Consider the following 19,922-nt stretch of genomic DNA (forward strand, 5'->3'; position numbering starts at 1 on the left):
ATACTGTCGGTCCCCGCCACTACGCTTGAACCCATGGCTTCCAAGACGTCCCGCGCATCCAAAACACCCGCCTACAAGTGTGCCGAATGCGGCTGGACCGCCATCAAGTGGGTGGGCCGGTGCGGTGAATGCCAGGCGTGGGGAACCGTTGAGGAGTATGGCGCCACGGTAGCGCGTACGACGGCGGCGGCGGCAACCGTTTTGGAGCCGGCCCGCCGTATCGCTGAGGTGGATGGGACCACGGCGGCATTCCTGCCCACTGGCGTGGACGAACTCGACCGCGTCCTCGGAGGAGGTCTCGTCCCAGGTGCCGTCATCCTGCTGGCTGGGGAACCCGGCGTCGGGAAGTCCACGCTCCTGTTGGATGTTGCCGCGAAGTTCGCGCGCACCGGGCAGGACGTCCTGTACATCACAGGCGAGGAGTCTGCGGCACAGGTGAAGCTGCGCGCCGAGCGAATCGACGCCGTCGCCCATACTCTTTATCTGTCCGCCGAAACCGACTTGGGGCAGGCCCTGGGCCAAGTGGAGAAGCTTGAGCCCAAACTGCTGATTGTGGACTCCGTGCAGACCCTGAGCAGTGCCGACGTCGAAGGCAGTGCCGGCGGGGTGTCCCAAGTGCGTGAGGTTGCCGCCTCCATCATCTCTGCGGCCAAGCGGCGCAACATGACCACGCTGCTGGTGGGCCACGTGACCAAGGAAGGCACCATCGCAGGGCCTCGCCTGCTGGAACACCTGGTGGATGTTGTGTGCCAGTTCGAAGGCGAGCGCCACTCCCGTCTGCGCCTGCTAAGGGCTGTGAAAAACCGCTATGGTGCCACGGACGACGTCGGGTGCTTTGACCTCAATGAGACCGGCATCGAGGGGTTGGCTGATCCTAGCGGGTTGTTCGTTTCACGGACCCGTGAGCCTGTTTCGGGCACCTGCATCACGGTGACCATGGAGGGTCGCAGGCCGCTGCTGGCCGAGGTTCAGTCCCTTCTCGCTGAGAGCGCTAATTCCCAGCCCCGCCGTGCCACCAGCGGGTTGGAAAGCTCGAGGGTTGCCATGCTGCTGGCAGTGCTGCAGCAGCGTGCCGGCTGCATGCTTCACAAGGACGACTCCTACGTGGCAACCGTGGGCGGCGTGAAGCTGACGGAACCGGCCACGGACCTGGCAGTGGCGCTGGCCGTAGCGTCGGCGAAGTCCCGGAAGGCACTCCCCCAACGGCTCATCGCGTTCGGCGAGGTGGGCCTGGCTGGCGAAGTACGTCCGGTCCCGGGGATCAACCAGCGCATCCAGGAAGCCCACCGTCTCGGCTTCACGCACGCCATTGTTCCGGCAAGTCCGGCAGGCGCGGGCGTCATCCCGGACGGCTTCTCGGTCCGCGAAGTAGGCCACCTGGCAGAGGCACTGGAACTGCTGATCACTTAACCCTTACGGGGTGTCGAAGGCCTGCTCAGGTGCAGGTTGGGCAAGATTGGCCCATGACCAAACGGAATGTGCTTATCGGGGGACGCTTTTTCTTTGGCCTCTTGACCTTGGTGGCGGTGGGAACGCAGCTGACAGTTCATCTGGGCCTGGGCTATGACCTGTGGAACTTCTTTAGCTACTTCACCAACCTGTCCAATATCTTCGCCGCGTTGGTGCTTCTTATCAGCGGCTACAGGGTGCTGATCCGGAAGCGTCCCAGCGAGATCGATGACGTCACTCGAGGCACTGCCACCATTGCCATGGCCGTGGTGGGGCTGGTGTTTGGCGCGCTGCTGGCCGGCGAGGACCTTGGTTCGCTGCTCCCGTGGGTCAACTTTGTGGTTCACTACTTGATCCCCGTGGCGATGGTGGCTGACTGGCTGTTCCAACCGCCCAGGGCCGCCCTGCGTTCCAAGCACATTTGGTATTGGTTGCTCTACCCCGTTGGCTACCTGGTCTACAGCCTCATCCGGGGTGCATTCGTCAACTGGTACCCGTACTGGTTCATTGACCCCGCCCGGGCAGGTGGCTGGGGCGGTGTGGTGGTGTTTGCCGTGGCCATTTCCGTGGGCTTCCTGCTGGTGAGCCTGGCCATGCTTTGGCTGGGGAACAAGTTGAAGCGGCAGGTGGATTACTAGGCACTTGTCCTTGACGCCTCCCTGGCGCGGGTGAATTAACTACAGCAACTGGCCATATCCCCCGCGTTAGCTGACATGCTTCCGCAAAGTGCACTTGTGGGCCACGCCGGGAAATGCACCTTCAAGGCAGCACCGAACATAACGAAATGACCCACTTTGGGGCTTGCTGGTGCGGTTAACGGTGTCCGGAAGCCCTATCATTGTGCTTGTCGTCATGTGGGCATTTTCCGTAGTGCGCACTGACGCCGGATTCAGCTTGTCTGTGAGCCATGGCTTGCACCTTCGAAGGGAAACCCTATGGCCCGGAGCCCGGAAGAGTCGCTCAAGGCGACCCTTGCCAGAGTCGCACCCGGAACTCCTTTGCGTGACGGCCTGGAACGCATTCTCCGTGGCCGCACCGGTGCCTTGATTGTGCTGGGGTACGACCGCACCATCGACTCCATCTGTTCCGGTGGGTTCGACATCGGTATCGACTTCTCGCCAACGCGTCTCCGTGAACTGGCCAAGATGGACGGCGCCATCATCTGTGACAAGGATGCCAGCAACATCGTGCGTGCTGCCGTCCAGCTTGTGCCCGATTCAAGCATTGAGACCCAGGAATCAGGCACGAGGCACCGCACCGCAGAGCGCGTGGCTATCCAGACAGGCGTCCCGGTTATTTCCGTCAGCCAGTCCATGCAGATCATCGCGCTTTATGTGAACGGCTTGCGCCACGTCCTGGAGGGCTCCGAGAAGGTTCTGGCCCGCGCCAACCAGGCCTTGGCAACTTTGGAACGGTACAGCGCCAGACTGGACCAGGTCACCAGTTCCCTTTCCGCCCTTGAGATCGAGGCTCTGGTGACGGTCAGGGATGTTGCCGTGACCCTGCAGCGCCAGGAAATGGTTCGCCGCATTTCCGAGGAGATCGCCCAGTATGTGCTGGAACTCGGTGAAGACGGCCGCCTGCTCTCACTCCAGGTGGAGGAACTCACCATGGGTCGCGGACCGGGCAGCGATGTCATCATCCGCGACTACTCCGATCCGGACGCGACGCCCGAGGAAATCGAGGAAGCCGTCCAAGCACTCCTCAACCTGGGCCCCACGGAACTGATTGACCTCAGCCGTATCGCCCACATCATCGGCTTCGCCGGCGGGGTGGAGCAGCTGGACGCTGTGGTGCAGCCGCGCGGATATCGCCTGCTTTCCGGCCTCAAGTCCGTTCCCAAGGCAGTGGCCGACCGCTTGGTGGACTACTTCGGTGGGCTTCAGAACCTCATGGCTGCCACTATTGATGACCTCATGACCGTGGACGGGATCGGCGATCAGCGAGCCCGCACAGTCCGCGAAGGCTTGAGCCGCATGGCCGAGGCAAGCCTGCTGGACCGTTTCCTCTAAAGCCGACCACCGTCGTCGGGCTCTAAATCAGACGAAACTAGTTCAGCTGGAAGGCAACCTTGGGGCTCGCCTTGTTCCCGAGGCGCGCTTCGAACGTGTAGTAGGCCCCACCCGCGCCTGGCATGGCGGCGATGCTCGCACAGCCTTCCAGCGTCCGGTTGCGCTGCCACGGAAAGTTTGCGGTCTCGCTCTTGCCGGGCTGGATGGTCTTGATGAGATCCTCGCCGCCTGTCTGGCAGTCCTTTGAGGAGAAGATGCGGTCCGAGCCGCTCATCAGCAGGTACTCCATTTGGGAGGTGCCCACGTTGACCTCACAGGGGGCTGTGCCGCCATTGGTGATGGTCATGGTCAGGAGCGGCTTTTCCTCCGGACCGTAGGCGGGCTTATCGGTCTTGGCGGCTACGGTCATCAGGTTGAAGTCGCACACGGGTGTAGGCGAGGCCGACGGCGATGCCTCGGCTGTCCCGCTGGGCGCACTCCCCTGCGACGGCGCCGATGAAGCCCCGGGCGTGCTGACGGCCTGAGGCTCCGGGCTTCCGGCCAATGCCCCGGTGAGGGCCACCACACCGCCGATCGCCAGTGCGATGACCAACAGCAGGGCACCAAAAACCACCTGCCGACGACGGCGGTACACGGCAGGGCTCGGCCGTCGCTTTTTGCTCGGGGCAGCACCCTTCGCCGGCGCTGATGTGCGCGCGGTCGAATCCTGCTTACCCTTGTTGGCCATGGTTCTAGGCTAGGCGCGCAGCCGCATGGGCACCTAACCTCCACGCCGCAGGGGCCCAATCCCGGCCTGTGTGACGTCGGCCATGGGTTCTACATATCGAGTGAGACCACGCTCAAGTAGAAGTGCCATGCCCGTCCGGACACACGGGGGCTAGTGGAGGTGGCTTCCACCGTTGATGTCGATGGTGGTGCCGGTGAGGTAGGCGGAGTCCTCGGACGACAGGAAGGTGATGACGGCGGCCACTTCTTCGGTGGTGGCGTTTCGGCCCAAGGGGATGCCGGCGTTGATGGCGGCTTCCTGCTCTTCGGTGCTGCCAACACGGATGTTGGTGTCCACGGCGCCGGGGGTGATGGCGTTGACGGTCACGCCGGTCTCGCCGATCTCCCGGGCAAGTGCCTTGGTAAAGCCGAGGATGGCAGCCTTCGCTGCGGAGTAAGGGACCTTGCCAAACACGCCGCCGCCGCGCTGTGCGGAAACGGAGGACATGTTCACGATCCGGCCCCAGCCGTTCTCGATCATGTCCGGTAGGAATGCCTTGGTGACCAGGTAGGTGCCGGTGGCGTTCACATCCATGACCTTGTGCCACAGCTCCAGGGTGGTCTCAAGGAACGGGAGCGGAGAAGTGATTCCGGCGATGTTGGCCAGAGCACCCACCGGCGGGAGGTTGCCTGCGGATACTTCCGCGGAAACGGCGGCCTGCGCTGTGGTCACGGACGCTTCGTTTGCAACGTCGATTTCGTGGCCGAAGGCGGGAACGCTGAACTCGCTTCCGATTTCCGCGGCGACTTTGGCGGACTTTTCGGCGTCGAGGTCCAGGATGACCACCGCCCAGCCTTGGCGGGCGTAGCGGCGGGCGGTCGTGATGCCGATACCTCGGTCCGACGTTGCCCCGGTCAGGACTGCGGTGCGCTGAATGGTGTTGCTCATGATGCTCCTCGGAAACATAGATAGATGTTGCTGCTGTGGTGCGGAGCCGGCGGCCGGCACGAGGTAAGTATCGGCATCGATCCCCTGAACCTCAGTGGTGATGAGAGTCACTGTAGAAGGATTCAGTGTCAACAGTCAACCCTCAACATTGACTGTTGACATTGGATCATGAGCTACGTCACTATAGTCGTGTCAGTTGTGTTAACAGTCGACAGCGCTGGAGCTCTTGCTTCGTCGCTCATCGAAAGGGACAAAATTCCATGAGCAATGAAGCTCTGAAAATGCGCGGCCATGTGCATGGCACTAAGGACGCCCGGCGGGTTGCGATTGGCTCCGGTGTGGGTGCAGTCATCGAGACGTATGACTTCATCGGTTTCGGCACCGCCGCTGCCCTGTACTTCGGAACTGCTTTCTTCCCGGGAACCGATCCCGTGACGGGTACCCTCGCTTCCTTCGCCACCCTGGGCGTCGGCTTTGCCGCCCGGCCGCTGGGCGGCATCATCGGCGGCCACCTTGGTGACAAGGTAGGGCGCAAGCCCGTCCTTGTGTCCTCCCTGATCCTGATGGGCCTGGCAACGTTCGCCATCGGCCTGCTCCCCACTTACGCCGCAGTCGGGCTGTTGGCTCCGGCGCTGCTGGTGTTTGTCCGCATCGTGCAGGGCCTGGCCTTCGGCGCCGAATGGGGCGGCGCGATCCTGATGAGTTACGAGCACGCGCCGTGGAAATCGAAGGGCAAGTACACAGGCATTGTCCAGGCCGGATTCCCCGTGGGACTGCTGCTGGCCAACCTGGTGTTCCTGGTCAGCGTAAACCTGGGTGGCGAACTGGCCTGGCGCATCCCCTTCCTGGCCAGCATCGTACTGGTGGCAGTGGGCCTGATCATCCGCTCCAAGGTTCCCGAGTCACCTGTCTTTGACGAGGTCAAGGACAGCGGCGACATCGTGAAGTCCCCCATCGTCGAGGTCATCAAGACCGACTGGCGCAACATAGTTAAGGGCATCGGCCTCCGCATCGCCGAAACTGCCGGTTATGCCGTGTCCATCACCTACATGATTTCCTACCTTCACACGGAGCAACTGGCGGACAAGACCCAGACCCTGGTGGCCCTCTGCATTGCCTCGGGCATCGGCATCTTTGCCACCCAGGCCTGGGCAGCGCTGACGGACCGCATCGGCCGCCGGCCCTTGTACATTTGGTCCACGGCCTTTGCCGCCCTGTTCGCGATTCCGATGTTCCTTCTGGTCAACACCGGCCTTTTCATCGCCATCAACATCACCATCGTGATCTCCTACGCGGTCTGCCAGAATTCGCTCGCCGGCGCCCAGGGCGCTTGGTTCCCTGAGCTCTTCCAGGCAAAGACCCGCGCGTCCGGCGCCAGCCTGGCCTACCAGATCTCAGCCATGGTCTCCGGTTTCACCCCGTTCATCACCACCTTGCTGTTCGTCAGCTTCGGCTGGATGGGCCCCGCCCTCCTCTTCGGCGCCTACGCCCTGATCGGTCTCTGGGCTGCGGTGGCCACCCGGGAAACATGGGGCCAGCGGGAGCGGCAACTGGCCGACGAGATCACCAAAAGCACGCCCGCACGCATAGACGCCTAACGCGCCGCCGCTCACCTACCCGGGCCTCGCTGCCCGCCATGCGGCACCGCCACCACCTCCGAAAGGGAGAATCATGGTTCTCAGCCAAAAAACAGAGACAGACACCACGGAACAGGCCCCCGCCAACGCCGGTGAGACACCAACCGAACGACTTCAGTGGGTGTCCGCGGCCGCCTATCGGATCCGCCATCACGCCCTGAATATGGGCGAGGTCCAGGGCCAGGGCTACGTAGGACAGGCCCTGGGCGCAGCCGACATGCTCGCCACCGTCTACGGTGACCAACTGCGTTTCAAGGCGGAAGATCCGCACTGGGAATTGCGCGATCGGTTCCTGCTCTCCACCGGCCACTACGCAATCGGCCACTACGCGGCCCTGGCCGGGGCCGGAATCGTCCCCGTCGAGGAGCTCCAGACCTACGGCTCCGATGATTCCCGGCTACCGATGTCCGGGATGTCCACCTACACGCCCGGCATGGAGATCTCCGGCGGTTCGCTGGGGCATGGCCTGACCATCGCCGTCGGCATGGCCCTGGGCCTGCGCTACCAGGGCTCAAGCGCCCGGGTGTTCAACTTCCTCTCCGACGGAGAGCTTGACGAAGGTTCCACCTGGGAAGCCGCCATGGGGGCCCACCATCACCAGCTGGGGAACCTTACCGCAATGGTGGACATCAACGCCCTGCAGGCGGACGGCAAAACCGACACCGTGCTCCGCACCGAGCCGGTCACGGAGAAGTGGAAATCATTCGGCTGGTACACCCAGCGCGTGGACGGGAACGACGTCGGCGCTCTGCTTGCGGCATTCGACAACGCAGCCGCCCAGGCCGCCGCAGTCGGACGCCCCTCAATAATCCTGTGTGACACCAAGGTGGGCCGCGGCGTCCCGCTGCTGGAGAACCGCGAAAAGGCGCACTTCATGCGCATCGAAGAACACGAATGGCAGACCTGCCGAGAGCAGCTCACCGCCGGATACGAAGGAAAGACTGCCCGATGAGCGACACAACCACCACCACGGAGGCTCCCGACACCACAACGGCGGCCAAGCCCAAGCTGAAGACTTCGGCCATGATCGCCTCTTTTGCCGATCCCGGGCAGAAAACCAGCTCCGCGCCATTTGGCCACGCCCTGGTCAAGGCCGCGCAGGAGAACCACAAAATCGTGGGCCTGACAGCCGACTTGGGCAAGTACACGGATATGCACATCTTCGCCAAGGCCTTCCCGGAGAGGTTCTTCCAGATGGGCATGGCCGAGCAGTTGCTCTTCGGCGCCGCTGCCGGGCTGGCTGAAACGGGGCTGGTGCCGTTCGCGTCCACCTATTCAGTGTTCGCCGCCCGCCGGGCCTACGATTTCCTCTGCCTGGACGCGGCTGAGCCCAACTTGAATGTGAACATCGTGGGCGGCCTCCCGGGCCTGACAACCGGGTACGGGCCCAGCCACCAAGCCACCGAGGACATGGCGATTTTCCGCGGAATGCCCAACCTGACCATCGTGGACCCCTGCGACTCCATCGACATTGAACAAGCCGTTCCCCAGCTCGCAGCCTCGGAGGGTCCCACCTACCTGCGCCTGCTGCGCGGCAACGTTCCCACCGTCCTGGACGAGTACGACTACGCTTTCGAACTCGGCAAAGCCAAAGTGCTGCGCGGCGGCAACGACGTCGTGTTCATCTCTTCGGGCCTGATGACCATGCGCGCCCTCCAGGCAGCCAAGGCGCTGGCGGCACACCGCGTGGATGTCGCCGTCGTTCACACGCCCACCATCAAGCCCTTCGACGCCGAAACCGTCCTCGCTGAGATCAACACCGACCGGCTCGCCGTCACCCTGGAAAACCACTCCGTGGTTGGCGGCCTGTTCGAAACGGTTGCCTCCGCCGTCGTCAGTGCCGGGGTTGGCAAGCGCGTTGTCCCTGTGGCCCTGCCGGACCAGTTCCTCGACGCCGGGGCATTGCCAACGCTCCACGACCGCTACGGCCTGGCTGTGGACCGCATCGTGGCCAAGGTACTCGCCGAACTCGGCTAGAGGTACAGGCAAATGGAGGAAGCACGGCACTGGTCCCGGCCTGGTGCCGTGCTTTCTGCCGTACTATCGAAACTACGACTGTAAACAGTCGACTTACAACACTGAGGATTGAAGCCATGGCCGGAGTGACAGCACCACTGCTGGGACTGGAGAAGCAAAGCCTGCGCGAGCAGGCACTCTCCGCTCTGAGGACCGCCATCACCAGCGGGGAACTGGCACCAGGCCGGCACTTGGTGGAAACCGAGCTGTCCGACATGCTTCAAATCAGCCGCGGCACCCTTCGCGAAGCGTTGCGACAGCTCGCCCAGGAAGGTCTGCTGTCCGCAGGGCCACGCGGCCGGCTTTCCGTCCGGCACCTGGATGAAAAGGAAATCCGGGATATCTTCGCCGTCCGGGCCGCCCTTGAGTCCTTGGCTGCGCGCACTCTGTGCGAACTCCCGGACAGGGCACAGGTCATCGCCGCCTTGCACCGGAAGCTTGAGGACATGGAAGCAGCGCAGGACGCGCCTCTAGCGGAGCGGGTCGAAGCCGACATGGAATTCCACCGCGCACTATGCCTGCTCACCGGCAACGAGACCCTGCTTCATTCCTGGACTTCACTTGAAGGGTCCATCCGGATGTCCATCATGTTCGCCGGACTGGAAAAAGGCGTCAAAAACATGAGCGTGGACCGCCACCGCGACATTATTGCGGCCATCGAAACCGGCGACGCAGCTGTGGTGCGCAAGACCATCCTGGAACACATGGACACCGCCGCCGACAACCTTGTGGCCCAATAGGTTCACGCTGCGCGTCACTGTCCGCCGAAGGAACCCGGGGCATTCTGATGACAGGTCAGGGCCCCTCCCGGCTCCGCAGCACGCTAAACAACGATCCATTTCGTCAGGCCACGTCCGGATTCCACTACAGTGGATGGCAGCATGACACTTCCCGATTCAGGCCGGTTGGCAGGCCTCCACCAAGCCCTCGATCAGTGGTTCGCCGAGACTGCCCGCGACCTTCCGTGGCGCGCGCCCGATTGCAGCCCGTGGGGCATTCTGGTCAGCGAAGTGATGCTTCAGCAAACACCCGTTGTCCGGGTGCTCCCGGTGTGGCTCGACTGGATGGAACGCTGGCCCACACCCGCTCACCTCGCCGACGAGCCGTCGGGCGCAGCCGTCCGCCATTGGGGCCGCCTCGGCTACCCGCGCCGGGCTCTGCGGCTCCACGCGGCCGCCGTCGCAATCCGTGAGCAGCACGGCGGCAACGTTCCTAACACTTATGTTGAGCTGTTGGGATTGCCGGGCGTCGGCAACTACACAGCGGCCGCCGTCGCAGCTTTCGCTTTCGGCCGCCGCGAAACCGTGGTGGACACCAACATCCGGCGCGTCCACGCGCGGCTCATCTCCGGCAGCGCGCTGCCGGCTCCTGCCTTGACCGCCGCGGAAATGCGACTGGCCGACGCTCTCCTGCCCGAGGCCCAAGAACTGTCCGTTCGCTGGAATGCGTCCGTCATGGAACTCGGCGCCATGGTGTGCACCGCCCGCAGCCCCAAGTGCGCTGACTGCCCTGTGCGCTCCAGTTGCGCTTGGCTCGCGGCCGGTGAGCCGCCGCCGTCGTACACCCCCAAGGGGCAGTCCTGGCACGGCACGGACCGCCAGGTGCGCGGCGCCGTGATGGCCGTCCTCCGCGAAGCTGCCACGCCGGTCCCCCGCGAGATGTTCGAGCAAGCGCCGGCGGATCTCGGGTTCGCACCGTCCGGCGTCGGAATCCCGCTCGCCGCTCTGCACCGGCTGAACTCGGCGCCCGAACAACTCGAGAGGGCCCTGGAGGGTCTCTTGATGGACGGCCTGGCTGAAATGCACGACGGCGGATTGCGGCTTCCGGCGTAGCTCACCTCAGGTGCGGTGTCGGTTCGGCAACGGGACCAGGCAAGCAGTAACGATGCGGCTGCCTCTTTTGCACACACCGGAGACACCGGCGGCGCCCGCTTCTACTCTGAAGCATGGGCAGAATCGGGTTGGCCTTAACCCTTGCAGGGACCGCAGCGCTTCTCCCTGGCTGCCTCGCCGAACCAGTGGGTTGCCCGGCGATCGGACACGTGGCAGGCGTTTCCCTGACCGTGGCTGCCGATTATGCCCCGGACGTTGCTTCGCTTCGGTTGAAGGCATGCCAGGATAGCCTCTGCACTGGGAAGGAACTGACGCTGAACCCCGGGGCCACAGCCGTGGACCAAGGGTGCACACCGGACGGCGTATGCTCAGCCACCTCGTCGCCGGACGGGACCCTCCAAGGTTTCCTTGAACTTCCGGCACTCAGCGAAAGTCCCCTTGAGGCGATCGTTAGTGGCGTGTCCCCGGCTGGTATCGCACTGCCTGTGCGCACACTGACCTTCACACCCACAGGCGAGTATCCCTACGGCGAACAGTGTGGCCGGGTGGTTTCTGCCGGGTTGGTGCTGGACGGCGGGGGTTTGCAGCAGCGGTAGGTTTTGCGGCGGGGCCGGGGGCTGAGCTGCGCCGTAGGATGAAAGCGTGCCTGACCACGATGTCCATCCCGATGTAGCCGAGGCACTGCTGACCCTGAGCCAGTCCTCCCTATCCCCTTCAGTACCGGTGCCCGAGGCCGACAACCATGAGTACGGCGCCGCCGTCGCCACCCTCGGGCAGGAACGGATCCGGTTTCGGGTGGGAAAGCTCACCCCAACGAAGGTGGGCTTGTTCGTTGCCGTCTGGCGGCGCGCTCAGGACGGGTCCACTGAGCCCTTCCCGGCAGAAGACGGCGCCGATCTGCTGGTGATAACAGTCCGGGAAGGCACCAAGGCAGGGCGCTTCGCCTTCCCGAAATCCGCGCTGGTCAGGCACGGGATCGTGTCCGTGAACGGCGCCGGTGGTAAGCGCGGCTTCCGGGTGTATCCGCCATGGTCGCAGGTGGCCAACCGCCAGGCCGTCCGGACCCAGCAATGGCAGTGCGGTTACTTCACTGAAGGTAGTGCCACGTCGGATAATAATAAGTAACCTGCCTGTCACTGAGATCCGAAAGGTACCCACCATGACCACAACTGATCGGCCGCTGGCTCTGGTCACCGGCGCTTCAAGCGGAATTGGATTCGAGCTGGCGAGGCAATTCCTCAGCAACGGATACGACACCGTGATCGTCGCGGAGAACCAAAAAATCCATACCGCCGCAGATGAACTCAAAGGCCTCGGCGGAGAAGTCTACGCAGAGCAGATCGACCTCACGGACAGGCAAGGCATGAGTCGTTTGCACACTGCAGTGGCTTCGCTGGGCCGGCCCTTGGAAGCAGCCGCCATCAACGCGGGCATCGGAGTAGGCGGACCGTTTGTGGAGACTGACCTTGAAGAGGAACTCAAAACCATCGACCTGAACGTCACCTCTACAGTGGTCATCGCCAAGTGGGTCGCTTCAGACATGGTTCAACGCAACAAGGGCAGAATCCTGTTCACGTCCTCAGTCATCGCCCGGGCCCCGGCACCCTTTCAAGCCATCTACGGCGCGACCAAGGCCTTCGTGCAGTCCTTCGGGCAGGCTCTGCGTAACGAGCTGAAGGACACCGGGGTAACTATCACAACCCTCCTGCCAGGACCCACGGACACGGACTTCTTCGAACGGGCCGATCTTCTGGACACCAAGGTGGGCGCAGACGAGAAAGACGATCCGGCATTGGTTGCCAAACAGGGATTCAAGGCCCTCATGGACGGTGACGGCAACGTGCTGGGCGGCTCACTCAAATCCCGCGCCATGGGCTTGGGCAGCAATATTGTGCCGGACGCGGCGGGAGCCGAATTCAACCGCAAACTGAGCGAACCCGGCTCCGGCGAAGGCTAGTCCTGGTTTTCATCAACCGATCGACGGTACGAACTCGGCGTGAAGCCGAGGTACCTCCGGAAGTCATTCGTCAGGTGCGCATGATCTGAATAGCCAAGTTCGACGGCGATCGCAGCAAGGTCCGCTGTTGAATCGGACCGGGCACGCTCGGCGGCATCCTGCAACCTCCGACGCCGGATGAGGGCGGAAGGACTCAACCCGACGTACCTATTGGCGATCCTTTGCAGGGTCCTCGGTGACACGGCAAGACGGGATGCCACGTCCTCAATCAAGAGCACGTCGGGCTCGGAAAGGACTACATCCATCATGCGATTCGCCAGCAAGGCTTCCTCGGTAGCAACGCCTTCCAGGGAAACGAGCCACGCAACGAACGCATCCACGCCCCGCTCGCGGCGAGCACCGTCGTCGTGCGTGTTGTCATCTGAAGCCGCCGTCATGGCTGCCGCGACGGCACGCTGAAGCTCCGCCAACTGCAGCACCACTTCCTGATCGCGTAGAGCGCCCGGATTGTCGGTGAATAATGGCACTGCGGCGGGGCGGAGTAGTGCGCCCACAGCCCAGCCCTGGCCCGTCAGGTCCCGGTAAGCGGCGCGGGTTGTTGGCCCGGAGAACTCCACCACATCGCCCTGCACCACAAGGTTGGACGCCGGGTAGGCGATCACGTGTTGCCTTGATGACCGGCCGGGTTCGATGTTCCACTCCGGAATCCAAAACCACTGAACCAGGTGCGCGACCGAAGTCGGGGCGGGAAATCGGTGGAAGGTGGGCAGCCGCGTCGGATACAGGATGCCCTTGAACGAACCATCCACTGGGGCCCTTTCCTTTGGAGGATCAAAGCTGTCGCAAATCTCCAAGCGCTGCGGGGCAATGTGCACGTAGCGTCGTAACCATGACAGATACTACAAGCACAGAGTCCACCACAGCAGCCAACGGCAAACACACCACCCATGGCATCCCGAACGGCCTGACAAGCCTCACGCCGTTCCTCTCAGTACCCAACGCCAAGGAAGCCATCGCGTTCTATCGCGATGTTTTCGGCGCCCGGGTTGTGGGCGAGACCGAGATGGGAGGGGTTGTGGTCCACGCCGAACTCGACTTCGGTAACGGCCATCTGCAGCTTGGCGAGCCCAACCCGGAATACCACCTGGTTCCGTCGCCCAGTGGCGAGGACGATTGCTACTCCCTCGGCCTGTACTGCAAGGATGCGGACGGGCTGGTCAAGAAGGCGGAGAAAGCCGGAGCCACCATCCGCGAGCCGCTGTCCACGTTCGTCTCGGGTGACCGCTACGCGAGCATTCGTGATCCGTTCGGTGTCCGCTGGTCCATCATGACGCGAGTGGAGGACCTCTCAGAAGAAGAGAGCAACCGCCGCGTTGAAGAATGGGCCGCCCAGCAGGGCTAGGCCCGGCTCGGCTAGGCCGGCGGGCTAGCCCCGGTTAGGCCTTAGCTGAGGCAGAGGCAGAAGGGGTGCCCGGCCGGGTCAAGGAACACCCTGAACGTGTCGCCTGGCTGGTGGTCAGCTTTGGTTGCGCCAAGGGAAAGTGCAACTTCCTCACCCTTGTCCAAGTCCTCCACCACCATGTCCAGGTGCATTTGCTGAGGGATGGTCTGGCCTGGCCATTTGGGCTCTTGGTACACCTCCACTTGCTGGAAGGAGATGCAGTTGCTGCCGTCGGCGGGACGGATATCGAACCAGTCACCTTTGTCCTCGATTTCCCAGCCGAAGAGCTCACCGTAGAAGGCGGCCAATGCACCGGCGTCAGGGCAATCGATCACTACACTCGGGAATTTAGCTATAGCCATTTGTTAAACCTCGTCTGCAGTTTTCTTCATACGGGACAGGGCGCTCTTGGTGCCCCGCTGGGTAAGGACGTGAACTATGGCGCCGACGCCTGCGGACACAACCGCGAAGACCAGCACGCCGGGCAGTGAGTCGTTGAGGTCGGTTCCGTCCTTGGGCGCAGGCTTACCGGTCTTCTTCTGCCAGAGGCCTTCCAGCGTCTTGTTTGCGAGCGCACCAGCTCCGAGGCTGACCGCCAGGCCGAAAAGTTTCACCAGTATGTTCACGAAGATCCTCCATCAAATAGCGCGCCGCCAGCGGCGCCTCACACAACAATCGCCTCAAAGACAAGGCAGGGCCGCTGCAATTGCAGCGGCCCTGCCTGGATTCTTAGTCCTTCTTGAAGGCGTCCTTCAGCTTTTCGCCGGCACCCTTGAGGTCGGCTTTCGTCTGGTCGCCCTTGCCTTCGGCTTCCATTCCCTTATCGTCCGTCAGCTTGCCGGCAGCTTCCTTAGCCTTGCCGCCCAGCTTCTCGCCAGCGTTCTCCATCTTGTCGTCAGCACCCATGTTTCGTACCTCTTCCTTGTAGTGAACCTGTACCTCTACAACATCACTAATCAGGGTACTTAGCAATATTTGAGAGGAAATTGTCTTCGAACTAGAGCTCTCCGAACCCTTCCTCCACAAGCCTGCCCACGTACTCCACAGCTTTCAATGCGTCCTTGCCGCTTGCTTCAACACGCAGGGTTGAACCCTTACCGGCGGCCAGCGCCATGAGCGCCATGATGGACATGCCGTCGACGCCGTTGACCGTCACCTCCGCCTCCAGCCCGGACAGGCCCCCGGCTATTTTCGCGGCGGGTCGGGCATGCATTCCCAACGGATTGATGAGTTCAAAGTCGCCGCTTGCGTCCGGTTCACCTTTGTTGTCAGGGATCTCCGGACCTCCCACACCTGCGGGCACGTTGCCGAAGGCCACAGCTTCCGCTGCTTTGCGAACATCCTCGACGCCGGCGCCACTCTGGGCGGCCACGGCCGCAGCCACCAGCCCCTCAACCAATGGCGCATCGGCCAAGAGAACGGCGTCAGGATCGCTGGCGAATTCCACCGCCGACTCGGCCGTCATCACGGCCGAACCCAGATCGGTCAGCACCACCACACCGTCGCCCCCGGAATCAACCAAGGACTGCTCGACGGCGGCCAGTACCTTCTCGAGGCTGGTTCCGATTCGTTCGTCGTCAGTTCCCCCGGCGGCGACGAGTTCGACGTCGGGCGCCATCTGGGCGGCGAGTTCCACCGCGCCATCAGCGATCTTGCTGCTGTGCGACACCACCACAATCCCCACAGTCATACGGCGTCGGCTCCCGTGTCTCCGGTGGAACCGGCGGCAGCTTCAGCGGCCGCGCGAAGGAGCAGCGCGGTTGATGCAGCGCCTGGGTCACGATGACCTGCACTGCGCTCCCCGAGGTAGCTTGCCCGGCCCTTGCGGGCCACCAACGGGTCCGTAGCCATGGCTCCTTTTTCGGCAGCTTCGGCGGCCGCTTCCAGGACCGCCAAAGAATCGGCACCACCTGCGGCGGCCTTTTCGGCAGCTTTCACCGCAGGGGTCCACGCGTCGATCATGGTCTTATCACCGAGTTCGGCTTTGCCCCGGGCCACCACACCATCACGGGCGGCCGCGAGGGCCGCGGCAAGCGCCTCCGCTTCAATATCGTTTGTGTCTCCCAGCGAGGTTGCTGCCCGCAGATACGCCGTGCCGTACAGCGGACCGGCAGCACCGCCCACCTTGGACATGAGTGCCATCGCGGCAGCTTTCAACGCCGCCCCGGGAGTCTCCGGTGGGGTTTCGTCGAGTTTCTGCACCACGGCCTGAAAACCGCGGTCCATGTTCTCGCCGTGATCAGAGTCGCCGATCGCCCGGTCCAGCTCGATGAGCTCCACCCGGTGTTCCTCCATGGCTTTGGCGGAGAGTTTCAACCAGTCCAGCGCCCACTTAACGTCCAAGCCCATACTCAGGCTCCCCACCGCAGGGCTGCGGTGTGGACGGGTGCGTCCCAGAGCCTTGTCAGCTCGTCATCGAGGCGCAGCACGGACACTGAGCAGCCTTGCATCTCCAGGGACGTTACGTAGTTTCCCACCAGCGAGCGCTCCACGGTGGCGCCGCGTTCGGCCAATACTTGGGCTGCACGTCGGTACACGATGTACAGCTCGCTTTGCGGCGTGCCGCCCATGCCGTTGACGAACAGCAGCACTTTCTCGCCCGAGGCAAGGGCCAGATCCTCCAGCACGGGCTCCAGGAGGCGGTCCGTGATGGCATCGGCGCTTTCCATCGCAATCTTGTGCCGGCCAGGTTCGCCGTGAATGCCAATGCCGATCTCGATCTCATTCTCCTCGAGTTCAAAGCTTGGCTTGCCGGCATGCGGAACCGTGCAGCCGGACAGGGCAACACCCATGGTCCGCACATTGGCCACTACACGCTCGGCGATGGCGGTAACCGCGTCAAGGTCGTCGCCGCGCTGGGCGGACGCACCAGCGATTTTTTCCACAAGGACCGTTCCACCAACCCCGCGCCTGCCGGCCGTGTACAGCGAGTCTTCCACCGCGACGTCGTCGTTGACCAGCACCGTACGCACGCGCACGCCTTCAGCCTGCGCCATCTCGGCGGCGGTCTCGAAGTTCAGGACATCGCCCGTGTAGTTCTTCACAATATGGACGACGCCGGCGCCTGAGTCCACGGCGACAGTCGCCGGGATGATTTGGTCCGGTGTGGGCGAGGTGAAAACTGCGCCGGGGACCGCAGCGTCCAACATGCCAAGGCCCACGAAGCCCGCGTGCAAGGGCTCGTGACCGCTGCCGCCACCGGAAACCAGGGCTACTTTGCCCGCTACCGGGGCACCTTTCCGGACGACGTATTTGGGCTCGGGATGGACGTCCACAATATCGGCATGGGCCATGCCGAAACCTTCAACGGACTCGTCCACTACTGCGCGTGGATCATTGATGAGCTTTTTCATGTGATGCTCCTGGGCATGCTGTGGCTGGTGCTCTGACCCTACTACCGGCGACTGTGGCCACGGTAGGCCTTATGGCAGTGGTGTGCATAAATGGCATTGGCAGCTCCTGGATTCAGATACAGAAAGGGACAGCCCCAATGACTGCCCCTTCCCGGTGATGCTGTTCCTTTTTGCTGATGCTGCTCTTCGCCTCCGCTAATCCTCGGCGGCTTGGCTTGTCACCGCCTCGGGTTCATTCCTGGCTTGGTACTCAGGCCAGAAGGCCGAGTACAGATCAGGGTTCGAGTGGCCCGCGTCCTGCCAATGGGCTTCGTGCGGCCATGATCCGTGGGCAATATCAATCTGGAAAGCGGAGAAATCGGGGAACGTGACCCTGTGGTCCATTGTCCGCATCCCCTTCAGCTGTTCAGGACGGCGTCGCCACCGGCCGTGACAACGTCCTCCAGCAGCACGGTCTGATCAATGACCGGAAGCCCCACAACGTGCCCGAAGCTGAACATGTTCTTTGGATCGAACTCTGCTTTCGCCTTCCTGAGCCGTTCCCGGACTGTCGGACCCCAGGCCCGCTCCCGGTCCTCAGCGTCAACGAAGTGGCCATGCAGGTTCACGAAAGTTCCGCCGTTGGAGGCGTCGCGCAGGTCCTCACGAACGGCATCGAACACTACCGGCAGCAGCTCCGCCAGCGGCGGGACCGCCATACCGGCCATGAAGAAGCTGAAAGCGGCATCGCGGGCGCCTACGGTGTCGTCGCCATCGGCGCTCTTGGCCAAAGCGCCGCCGAGCAGCCTCAGTTCAGCCATCAACACAGGACTTTCCACGTCAGGGCCGAAGTGACGCAGGATGGCGTCCCGGGCTGCTCCGTCCAGGCGGTCCAGCAGGAAGCCGCGCTCTCGCACGGGCACAGGCTGGTCCGGGTCCTGATGGATCATGTCGAACTGCGTGACGTCCAGGGGGCCGGTTCCGTCCATCATGAAAGGCGCACTCTGACGCATCGGTTCCAGCAGTTGCGAGGCCACCATCGCATCCCCCTGATAGGCGTAGCGCAGATGGACTACGAACTTGCCGCGCAAGGGTTCGGGAATGATGTCCATGTCCGGCAACCGCAGGAAAGCCAGCGACGCCGAAGCCTCCTGCGGAAGCGACGTTACCCAGTCGCTGAACTGCTGAAGAACCGTGGCCGCGTGCTCGCCGTCGAAGTACAGTCCACCGGCGTAGAGGTCAGCTGCCGGGAAGAGGTGGAATTCAATTGCCGTGACGATGCCCAGGTTTCCCTTGCCGCCACGGAGGAGGTAGAACAGCTCCGGATTCTCTTCCTTGGTCACCCGACGCCGTGTGCCGTCGGCGGTGACGAGTTCAAAGGCAATAACGTGGTCTGAGGCGAAACCGTACTTGCGGCCCAGGATGGGCAGGCCGCCGCCCAGGGTGTAGCCCACCACCCCGACGTCGCTAGTGGAACCGCAGAGTCCCATCAGGCCGAAGGTCGCGGCGAGTTCCACCACGGCCTTCCAACGAACGCCCGCACCCACGCGGGCCGTCTTCTCGAGGGGATCGATGCTCAATTCCAGCATCCGGCGGGTGCTGATGAGGAGGCCACCTTCAATGGCATTGGTGGCACCGTGGCCGGTGGACTGGACGGAGACGGGCATACCGCGCTCAGCCGCCCAGCGAACAGCCGCGGAAACGTCCTCTGCGTCGAGGGCGCCAAAGGCAAGGTCAGGCTGGTGGTGTGTGGAGAGGTTGAAGGCCGCTACTTCGGGAGCAAAGCCCGGATCGGCAGGCGTGAACACGGGACCGTGCACGCTGAGTTGGAGTTCTGAAACATCTGAAAAGGACGCGTGGGACTGCATGATCTTCTCTCAATTGGCCGATGTGGTGGAAGCTTCCCCAGCAAGCCTCAATCAGTTTATCCATCAAGTGGATATAGGTGAAGAGATAATAAATCACTCATTATCGGGCAGGGTTGAGTTGCGCGCCGATGCAGTGGCGCGGTCAAGGTGAGGAGTCTTTGTGAGAGCCCGCGTGAGGGCGCTAGAGTTGCTTGATCATGCGGGTGTTGCCCAAGGTGTTGGGCTTCACGCGGGCGAGGTCAAGGAACTCTGCCACACCTTCGTCATGCGAGCGCAGCAGCTCGGAATACACCTGGGGGTCCACCACCGACTGGTCCGCCATGACTTCAAATCCGTGGCGCTTGAAGAAGTCCACCTCAAAAGTCAGGCAGAACACGCGGCTCACGCCAAGTGCCCGGGCTTCCTCCAGCAGGTTCTCCACGAGGACGTGCCCCACGCCCCGGCCACGCCAGGAGTCAGCGGCGGCGAGCGTGCGGATTTCGGCCAGGTCTTCCCACATCACGTGCAGGGCCCCGCAACCAATGACTTCGCCATCGTCAGACTCGGCGATCCGAAATTCCTGGAGGCTCTCGTAATACGCCACGGTCTCCTTGGCCATGAGAATCCGCTCCTCGGCCAAGGGCGCCACAAGCCTCTTGATAGCCGCCACATCGCTGGTGCGGGCAGGACGAAGGCTGAAGGTCGGATTCACTCCCCCATCCTAACGAGGCAAACAGGTGCCGGG

At 63.0% G+C, this 19,922-nt stretch carries 24 protein-coding genes; 12 read left to right on the plus strand and 12 right to left on the minus strand.

Annotated features, from left to right (window positions below):
• Positions 1-33 precede the first annotated feature (33 nt).
• The 3 genes from radA to disA all read left to right on the plus strand — a co-directional run bounded on the left by radA (position 34) and on the right by disA (position 3,461).
• Positions 34-1,410 (plus strand): DNA repair protein RadA, encoded by a 1,377-nt coding sequence (gene radA, locus J7I86_RS05435; RefSeq protein WP_214816636.1) that lies wholly within the window; start codon positions 34-36, stop codon positions 1,408-1,410.
• A gap of 53 nt (positions 1,411-1,463) precedes the next feature.
• Entirely contained in the window at positions 1,464-2,087 is a 624-nt protein-coding gene (locus J7I86_RS05440; protein ID WP_214816639.1) for a Pr6Pr family membrane protein, read from the plus strand.
• Between the two features lie 297 nt (positions 2,088-2,384).
• Positions 2,385-3,461: a DNA integrity scanning diadenylate cyclase DisA gene (gene disA, locus J7I86_RS05445; RefSeq protein WP_024819020.1), complete on the plus strand. Its 1,077-nt coding sequence runs from the start codon at positions 2,385-2,387 to the stop codon at positions 3,459-3,461.
• 37 nt (positions 3,462-3,498) lie between these two features.
• Here disA and J7I86_RS05450 read toward each other — a convergent pair whose 3' ends face one another.
• Both J7I86_RS05450 and J7I86_RS05455 read right to left on the minus strand, forming a co-directional pair.
• Entirely contained in the window at positions 3,499-4,188 is a 690-nt protein-coding gene (locus tag J7I86_RS05450; protein WP_214816642.1) for a hypothetical protein, read from the minus strand.
• 150 nt (positions 4,189-4,338) lie between these two features.
• Positions 4,339-5,115, minus strand: coding sequence for an SDR family NAD(P)-dependent oxidoreductase (locus J7I86_RS05455; protein WP_214816646.1), 777 nt, complete (start codon positions 5,113-5,115; stop codon positions 4,339-4,341).
• A gap of 260 nt (positions 5,116-5,375) precedes the next feature.
• Here J7I86_RS05455 and J7I86_RS05460 point away from each other — a divergent pair, with 260 nt between their 5' ends.
• The 8 genes from J7I86_RS05460 (at position 5,376) to J7I86_RS05495 (ending at position 12,557) form a co-directional block, all read left to right on the plus strand.
• Positions 5,376-6,713, plus strand: coding sequence for an MFS transporter (locus J7I86_RS05460; RefSeq protein WP_214816650.1), 1,338 nt, complete (start codon positions 5,376-5,378; stop codon positions 6,711-6,713).
• Between the two features lie 73 nt (positions 6,714-6,786).
• Positions 6,787-7,704, plus strand: coding sequence for a transketolase (locus J7I86_RS05465; RefSeq protein ID WP_214816654.1), 918 nt, complete (start codon positions 6,787-6,789; stop codon positions 7,702-7,704).
• On the plus strand, positions 7,701-8,729 hold the full coding sequence (locus J7I86_RS05470) for a transketolase family protein (RefSeq protein ID WP_214816657.1): 1,029 nt from the start codon (positions 7,701-7,703) through the stop codon (positions 8,727-8,729). The genes J7I86_RS05465 and J7I86_RS05470 overlap by 4 nt, the downstream gene beginning before the upstream one ends.
• A gap of 116 nt (positions 8,730-8,845) precedes the next feature.
• Positions 8,846-9,508 (plus strand): GntR family transcriptional regulator, encoded by a 663-nt coding sequence (locus J7I86_RS05475; protein WP_214816660.1) that lies wholly within the window; start codon positions 8,846-8,848, stop codon positions 9,506-9,508.
• A gap of 141 nt (positions 9,509-9,649) precedes the next feature.
• Entirely contained in the window at positions 9,650-10,600 is a 951-nt protein-coding gene (locus tag J7I86_RS05480) for an A/G-specific adenine glycosylase (RefSeq protein WP_286179319.1), read from the plus strand.
• Between the two features lie 113 nt (positions 10,601-10,713).
• Positions 10,714-11,196, plus strand: coding sequence for a hypothetical protein (locus J7I86_RS05485; protein WP_214816663.1), 483 nt, complete (start codon positions 10,714-10,716; stop codon positions 11,194-11,196).
• 46 nt (positions 11,197-11,242) lie between these two features.
• Positions 11,243-11,725, plus strand: coding sequence for a MepB family protein (locus J7I86_RS05490; protein WP_214816666.1), 483 nt, complete (start codon positions 11,243-11,245; stop codon positions 11,723-11,725).
• 34 nt (positions 11,726-11,759) lie between these two features.
• On the plus strand, positions 11,760-12,557 hold the full coding sequence (locus J7I86_RS05495; protein WP_214816683.1) for an SDR family oxidoreductase: 798 nt from the start codon (positions 11,760-11,762) through the stop codon (positions 12,555-12,557).
• On the opposite strand, the gene J7I86_RS05500 is transcribed toward J7I86_RS05495, so the two are convergent.
• Positions 12,554-13,366 (minus strand): helix-turn-helix domain-containing protein, encoded by an 813-nt coding sequence (locus J7I86_RS05500; protein ID WP_214816686.1) that lies wholly within the window; start codon positions 13,364-13,366, stop codon positions 12,554-12,556. The genes J7I86_RS05495 and J7I86_RS05500 overlap by 4 nt on opposite strands.
• A gap of 80 nt (positions 13,367-13,446) precedes the next feature.
• Here J7I86_RS05500 and J7I86_RS05505 point away from each other — a divergent pair, with 80 nt between their 5' ends.
• The gene (locus J7I86_RS05505) at positions 13,447-13,959 is read left to right on the plus strand and encodes a glyoxalase/bleomycin resistance/extradiol dioxygenase family protein (RefSeq protein ID WP_214816689.1); all 513 of its coding nucleotides are present in this window, start codon (positions 13,447-13,449) and stop codon (positions 13,957-13,959) included.
• 41 nt (positions 13,960-14,000) lie between these two features.
• Here the strand turns inward: J7I86_RS05505 and J7I86_RS05510 are convergent, their stop codons facing one another.
• The 9 genes from J7I86_RS05510 to J7I86_RS05550 all read right to left on the minus strand — a co-directional run bounded on the left by J7I86_RS05510 (position 14,001) and on the right by J7I86_RS05550 (position 19,889).
• The gene (locus tag J7I86_RS05510; RefSeq protein WP_214816692.1) at positions 14,001-14,360 is read right to left on the minus strand and encodes a VOC family protein; all 360 of its coding nucleotides are present in this window, start codon (positions 14,358-14,360) and stop codon (positions 14,001-14,003) included.
• A gap of 3 nt (positions 14,361-14,363) precedes the next feature.
• Positions 14,364-14,624 carry a DUF4235 domain-containing protein gene (locus J7I86_RS05515; RefSeq protein WP_214816695.1) on the minus strand — a complete coding sequence of 87 codons (261 nt, stop codon included), beginning with the start codon at positions 14,622-14,624 and terminating at the stop codon, positions 14,364-14,366.
• Between the two features lie 103 nt (positions 14,625-14,727).
• Complete coding sequence (locus J7I86_RS05520) at positions 14,728-14,904, minus strand: CsbD family protein (protein WP_214816698.1); 177 nt, start codon at positions 14,902-14,904, stop codon at positions 14,728-14,730.
• Positions 14,905-14,995: 91 nt separating this feature from the next.
• Complete coding sequence (gene dhaM / locus J7I86_RS05525) at positions 14,996-15,688, minus strand: dihydroxyacetone kinase phosphoryl donor subunit DhaM (protein ID WP_214816701.1); 693 nt, start codon at positions 15,686-15,688, stop codon at positions 14,996-14,998.
• Positions 15,685-16,347, minus strand: a complete 663-nt coding sequence (gene dhaL / locus J7I86_RS05530) for a dihydroxyacetone kinase subunit DhaL (protein WP_214816703.1) — start codon at positions 16,345-16,347, stop codon at positions 15,685-15,687. The genes dhaM and dhaL overlap by 4 nt, the downstream gene beginning before the upstream one ends.
• Before the next feature lie 2 nt (positions 16,348-16,349).
• Entirely contained in the window at positions 16,350-17,351 is a 1,002-nt protein-coding gene (dhaK, locus tag J7I86_RS05535) for a dihydroxyacetone kinase subunit DhaK (protein WP_214816718.1), read from the minus strand.
• A 195-nt stretch (positions 17,352-17,546) separates the two neighbouring features.
• Entirely contained in the window at positions 17,547-17,735 is a 189-nt protein-coding gene (locus J7I86_RS05540; RefSeq protein WP_214816720.1) for a hypothetical protein, read from the minus strand.
• A 14-nt stretch (positions 17,736-17,749) separates the two neighbouring features.
• Complete coding sequence (locus J7I86_RS05545) at positions 17,750-19,198, minus strand: FAD-binding oxidoreductase (protein WP_214816723.1); 1,449 nt, start codon at positions 19,196-19,198, stop codon at positions 17,750-17,752.
• Between the two features lie 181 nt (positions 19,199-19,379).
• Positions 19,380-19,889 carry an amino-acid N-acetyltransferase gene (locus tag J7I86_RS05550; protein ID WP_142937170.1) on the minus strand — a complete coding sequence of 170 codons (510 nt, stop codon included), beginning with the start codon at positions 19,887-19,889 and terminating at the stop codon, positions 19,380-19,382.
• Positions 19,890-19,922: the final 33 nt, after the last annotated feature.

Source organism: Arthrobacter sp. ISL-95 (assembly GCF_018613695.1).
In the GTDB taxonomy this organism is placed as follows: Bacteria; Actinomycetota; Actinomycetes; order Actinomycetales; family Micrococcaceae; genus Arthrobacter.